The organism is Arthrobacter sp. MYb221 (assembly GCF_002979835.1).
In the GTDB taxonomy this organism is placed as follows: domain Bacteria; phylum Actinomycetota; class Actinomycetes; order Actinomycetales; family Micrococcaceae; genus Glutamicibacter.
In genome coordinates, this window is record NZ_PCPW01000028.1 from 1 (window position 1) to 5,409 (window position 5,409).

General features: G+C 53.7%; 2 rRNA genes. Both read right to left on the minus strand.

Annotated features, from left to right (window positions below):
* Positions 1–63 precede the first annotated feature (63 nt).
* Positions 64–3,195, minus strand: a 23S ribosomal RNA gene (locus tag CQ015_RS18440).
* A 500-nt stretch (positions 3,196–3,695) separates the two neighbouring features.
* Positions 3,696–5,221, minus strand: a 16S ribosomal RNA gene (locus CQ015_RS18445).
* The 16S and 23S rRNA genes sit together here, the layout of an rRNA operon.
* Positions 5,222–5,409 lie beyond the last annotated feature (188 nt).

Sequence of the window (5,409 nt, forward strand, 5' to 3'; positions counted from 1 at the left end):
GTTGTTGTCTCGTAACCGTATAGTGAACGCGAGCATCATTGTCTTCAACGATTGCTTTACTGTGTGTTGTAAGTCATCGGCCTATTAGTACAGGTCAGCTACACAAGTCTTTAGTCCTTGCTTCCACATCCTGCCTATCAACCCAGTGGTCTAGCTGGGGGCCTCTCACACTCAAGGTGCATGGAAATCTCATCTCGAAGCAGGCTTCCCGCTTAGATGCTTTCAGCGGTTATCCCTTCCAAACGTAGCTAATCAGCGGTGCACTTGGCAGTACAACTGACACACCAGAGGTTTGTCCGTCCCGGTCCTCTCGTACTAAGGACAGCCCTTCTCAAATTTCCAACGCGCGCAGCGGATAGGGACCGAACTGTCTCACGACGTTCTAAACCCAGCTCGCGTACCGCTTTAATGGGCGAACAGCCCAACCCTTGGGACCTACTCCAGCCCCAGGATGCGACGAGCCGACATCGAGGTGCCAAACCATGCCGTCGATATGGACTCTTGGGCAAGATCAGCCTGTTATCCCCGAGGTACCTTTTATCCGTTGAGCGACGGCCCTTCCACGAGGTGCCGCCGGATCACTAGTCCCGACTTTCGTCCCTGCTCGAGCTGTCACTCTCACAGTCAAGCTCCCTTGTGCACTTACACTCGACACCTGATTGCCAACCAGGCTGAGGGAACCTTTGGGCGCCTCCGTTACATTTTAGGAGGCAACCGCCCCAGTTAAACTACCCATCAGGCACTGTCCCTGAACCAGATCATGGTCCGAAGTTAGGTGACCGGTACAGCCAGAGTGGTATTTCAACGATGACTCCACCCGAACTAGCGTCCGAGCTTCACAGTCTCCCACCTATCCTACACAAGCTGCACCGAACACCAATACCAAACTATAGTAAAGGTCTCGGGGTCTTTCCGTCCTGCTGCGCGTAACGAGCATCTTTACTCGTACTGCAATTTCGCCGAGTTCATGGTTGAGACAGCGGGGAAGTCGTTACTCCATTCGTGCAGGTCGGAACTTACCCGACAAGGAATTTCGCTACCTTAGGATGGTTATAGTTACCACCGCCGTTTACTGGGGCTTAAATTCTCAGCTTCGCAACAAGTTGCTAACCGGTCCTCTTAACCTTCCAGCACCGGGCAGGAGTCAGTCCGTATACATCGTCTTGCGACTTCGCACGGACCTGTGTTTTTAGTAAACAGTCGCTTCCCCCTGGTCTCTGCGGCCCACACCCGCAAAAGAAGAGCAAGTCTTCCTCACGGGGCAGGCCCCCCTTCTTCCGAAGTTACGGGGGCATTTTGCCGAGTTCCTTAACCATGATTCTCTCGATCGCCTTAGTATTCTCTACCTGATCACCTGTGTCGGTTTGGGGTACGGGCGACTAGAACCTCGCGCCGATGCTTTTCTAGGCAGCATAGGATCACCAAATCACCCACCAAAGTGGGCGCCTATCAGGTCTCAACCATAAATGAGAGACGGATTTGCCTATCTCTCGGCCTACACCCTTGGACCAGGTCAATTCCATTGCCTGGCTCGGCTACCTTCCTGCGTCACACCTGTTAATACGCTTACCTCACAAAATCGGTTCCCAGCACCTCACACAAAAGCAGCCCGAAGGCCACAACATCATGCTCAGTGGTGGTTAGCATCAAAAGCTCAGTATGGGCGGTTCTTCGCCGGTACGGGAATATCAACCCGTTGTCCATCGACTACGCCTGTCGGCCTCGCCTTAGGTCCCGACTCACCCAGGGCAGATTAGCTTGACCCTGGAACCCTTGATCATTCGGCGGACGGGTTTCTCACCCGTCATTCGCTACTCATGCCTGCATTCTCACTCGTGTGGTCTCCACCGCTGGTTTACACCGCGACTTCACCGTCCACACGACGCTCCCCTACCCATCCAAACGCCCAATCGAAACCAGGCAAATATTTGAATGACGCAACTTCGGCGGTGTGCTTGAGCCCCGCTACATTATCGGCGCGGAATCACTTGACCAGTGAGCTATTACGCACTCTTTCAAGGGTGGCTGCTTCTAAGCCAACCTCCTGGTTGTCACAGCAACTCCACATCCTTTTCCACTTAGCACACGCTTAGGGGCCTTAGTTGGCGTTCTGGGCTGTTTCCCTCTCGACTATGAAGCTTATCCCCCACAGTCTCACTGCTACGCTCTCACTTACCGGCATTCGGAGTTTGGCTAACGTCAGTAACCTTGTAGGGCCCATTAGCTATCCAGTAGCTCTACCTCCGGTAAGAAACACGTAACGCTGCACCTAAATGCATTTCGGGGAGAACCAGCTATCACGAAGTTTGATTGGCCTTTCACCCCTACCCACAGCTCATCCCCTCCATTTTCAACTGAAGTGGGTTCGGTCCTCCACGCGCTCTTACACGCGCTTCAACCTGGCCATGGGTAGATCACTTCGCTTCGGGTCTAGACCGTGCCACTCAAACGCCCTATTCAGACTCGCTTTCGCTACGGCTTCCCCACACGGGTTAACCTCGCGACACAGCACTAACTCGCAGGCTCATTCTTCAAAAGGCACGCCATCACACCCCACAAGTGGGATGCTTTAACGGATTGTAAGCGCACGGTTTCAGGTACTATTTCACTCCCCTCCCGGGGTACTTTTCACCATTCCCTCACGGTACTGATTCACTATCGGTCATCAGGTAGTATTCAGGCTTACCAGGTGGTCCTGGCAGATTCACACAAGATTTCTCGAGCCCCGTGCTACTCGGGTACCCACACTAGAACGGCAGACACGCATTACACCTACGGGACTATCACCCTCTCTGGTCCGGCATTCCAACCGATTCACCTATACGCCTGCACCTCATCCCGCTAACCAGATAGGGTTAGCACATGTAGGCCCCACAACCCCGGTGATGCAACGCCTATCCGCTATCACACACCAACCGGTTTAGCCCCATCCGCGTTCGCTCGCCACTACTAACGGAATCACTATTGTTTTCTCTTCCTGCGGGTACTGAGATGTTTCACTTCCCCGCGTTCCCTCCACACAGCCTATACATTCAGCTGCAGGTCATACGGCATGACACCGTACGGGGTTTCCCCATTCGGAAATCCTGGTCTCAACGTCCGGTTATCGACTCCACCAGGCTTATCGCAGATTCCCACGTCCTTCATCGGCTCCTGATGCCAAGGCATCCACCGTGCGCCCTTAAAAACTTCAACACAAATCAAAGTCTCAGATTGAGCAATAAAACAATCAACAAAATCACAAAACAACCACACAAGTCACCCCAAAGGGCTCCCCACATGGTCATCTTATAAGATGCTCGCGTTCACTATACAGTTCCCAAACAACAACCCCACACCCCCGCAACACCGGCCAAGAACCCCAAAGGACCCCAAAAGACCAGCGCGCAAAGACACAGGACAAACACTGAAACACCAAACCCCCACCCCCAAAAGGACAGGACGCTTGTTGCCTCAAAACCCAACAGCATGCCAAACCATACAAACCACACAACCCCCACACCCTCATTCCAACACCCCCAAAGGGACGCGTACTAAAAGAGCATGAACACCATGCAGCCATAGCCAATACCCCACACCAACCATAAAGTCGACGCGTTTTCCGGTACTGAGTTCATTGATATTCCACCCATGAGCAACCCGCCTGCCAACACTCGTGACAGAAACGGGCAACCAATAATTGGTTAGCTCCTTAGAAAGGAGGTGATCCAGCCGCACCTTCCGGTACGGCTACCTTGTTACGACTTAGTCCCAATCGCCAGTCCCACCTTCGACGACTCCCCCCACACAAGGTGGTTAGGCCATCGGCTTCGGGTGTTACCAACTTTCGTGACTTGACGGGCGGTGTGTACAAGGCCCGGGAACGTATTCACCGCAGCGTTGCTGATCTGCGATTACTAGCGACTCCGACTTCATGGGGTCGAGTTGCAGACCCCAATCCGAACTGAGACCGGCTTTTAGGGATTAGCTCCACCTCACAGTATCGCAACCCATTGTACCGGCCATTGTAGCATGCGTGAAGCCCAAGACATAAGGGGCATGATGATTTGACGTCATCCCCACCTTCCTCCGAGTTGACCCCGGCAGTCTCCCATGAGTCCCCACCTTTACGTGCTGGCAACATGGAACGAGGGTTGCGCTCGTTGCGGGACTTAACCCAACATCTCACGACACGAGCTGACGACAACCATGCACCACCTGTGAACCAGCCCCGAAGGGAAACCCCATCTCTGAGGCGGTCTGGAACATGTCAAGCCTTGGTAAGGTTCTTCGCGTTGCATCGAATTAATCCGCATGCTCCGCCGCTTGTGCGGGCCCCCGTCAATTCCTTTGAGTTTTAGCCTTGCGGCCGTACTCCCCAGGCGGGGCACTTAATGCGTTAGCTACGGCGCGGAAAACGTGGAATGTCCCCCACACCTAGTGCCCAACGTTTACGGCATGGACTACCAGGGTATCTAATCCTGTTCGCTCCCCATGCTTTCGCTCCTCAGCGTCAGTAGATGCCCAGAGACCTGCCTTCGCCATCGGTGTTCCTCCTGATATCTGCGCATTTCACCGCTACACCAGGAATTCCAGTCTCCCCTACATCACTCTAGTCTGCCCGTACCCACCGCAGATCCGAGGTTGAGCCTCGGACTTTCACGGCAGACGCGACAAACCGCCTACGAGCTCTTTACGCCCAATAAATCCGGATAACGCTTGCGCCCTACGTATTACCGCGGCTGCTGGCACGTAGTTAGCCGGCGCTTCTTCTGCAGGTACCGTCACTTTCGCTTCTTCCCTACTGAAAGAGGTTTACAACCCGAAGGCCGTCATCCCTCACGCGGCGTCGCTGCATCAGGCTTTCGCCCATTGTGCAATATTCCCCACTGCTGCCTCCCGTAGGAGTCTGGGCCGTGTCTCAGTCCCAGTGTGGCCGGTCACCCTCTCAGGCCGGCTACCCGTCGTCGCCTTGGTGAGCCATTACCTCACCAACAAGCTGATAGGCCGCGAGTCCATCCCCAACCGATAAATCTTTCCACCAAAGACCATGCGGTCAAAGGTCATATCCAGTATTAGACCCAGTTTCCCGGGCTTATCCCAGAGTCGGGGGCAGGTTACTCACGTGTTACTCACCCGTTCGCCACTAATCACCCCAGCAAGCTGGGGGTCATCGTTCGACTTGCATGTGTTAAGCACGCCGCCAGCGTTCATCCTGAGCCAGGATCAAACTCTCCATAAAAAAATAAAAAGCCATCGGCAACCCCTCGGAAAATAAGGGCGAAGCCAATGAAGTCCTGGCGAATAAAAACACTTGGAACAACACACGGGGGTGCATCATTCCAAGCAAATGTTATATATCCACCAAATTAAAAATAATTCGGTATCAATAAACTTGGCACACTATTGAGTTCTCAAACAACAAACACT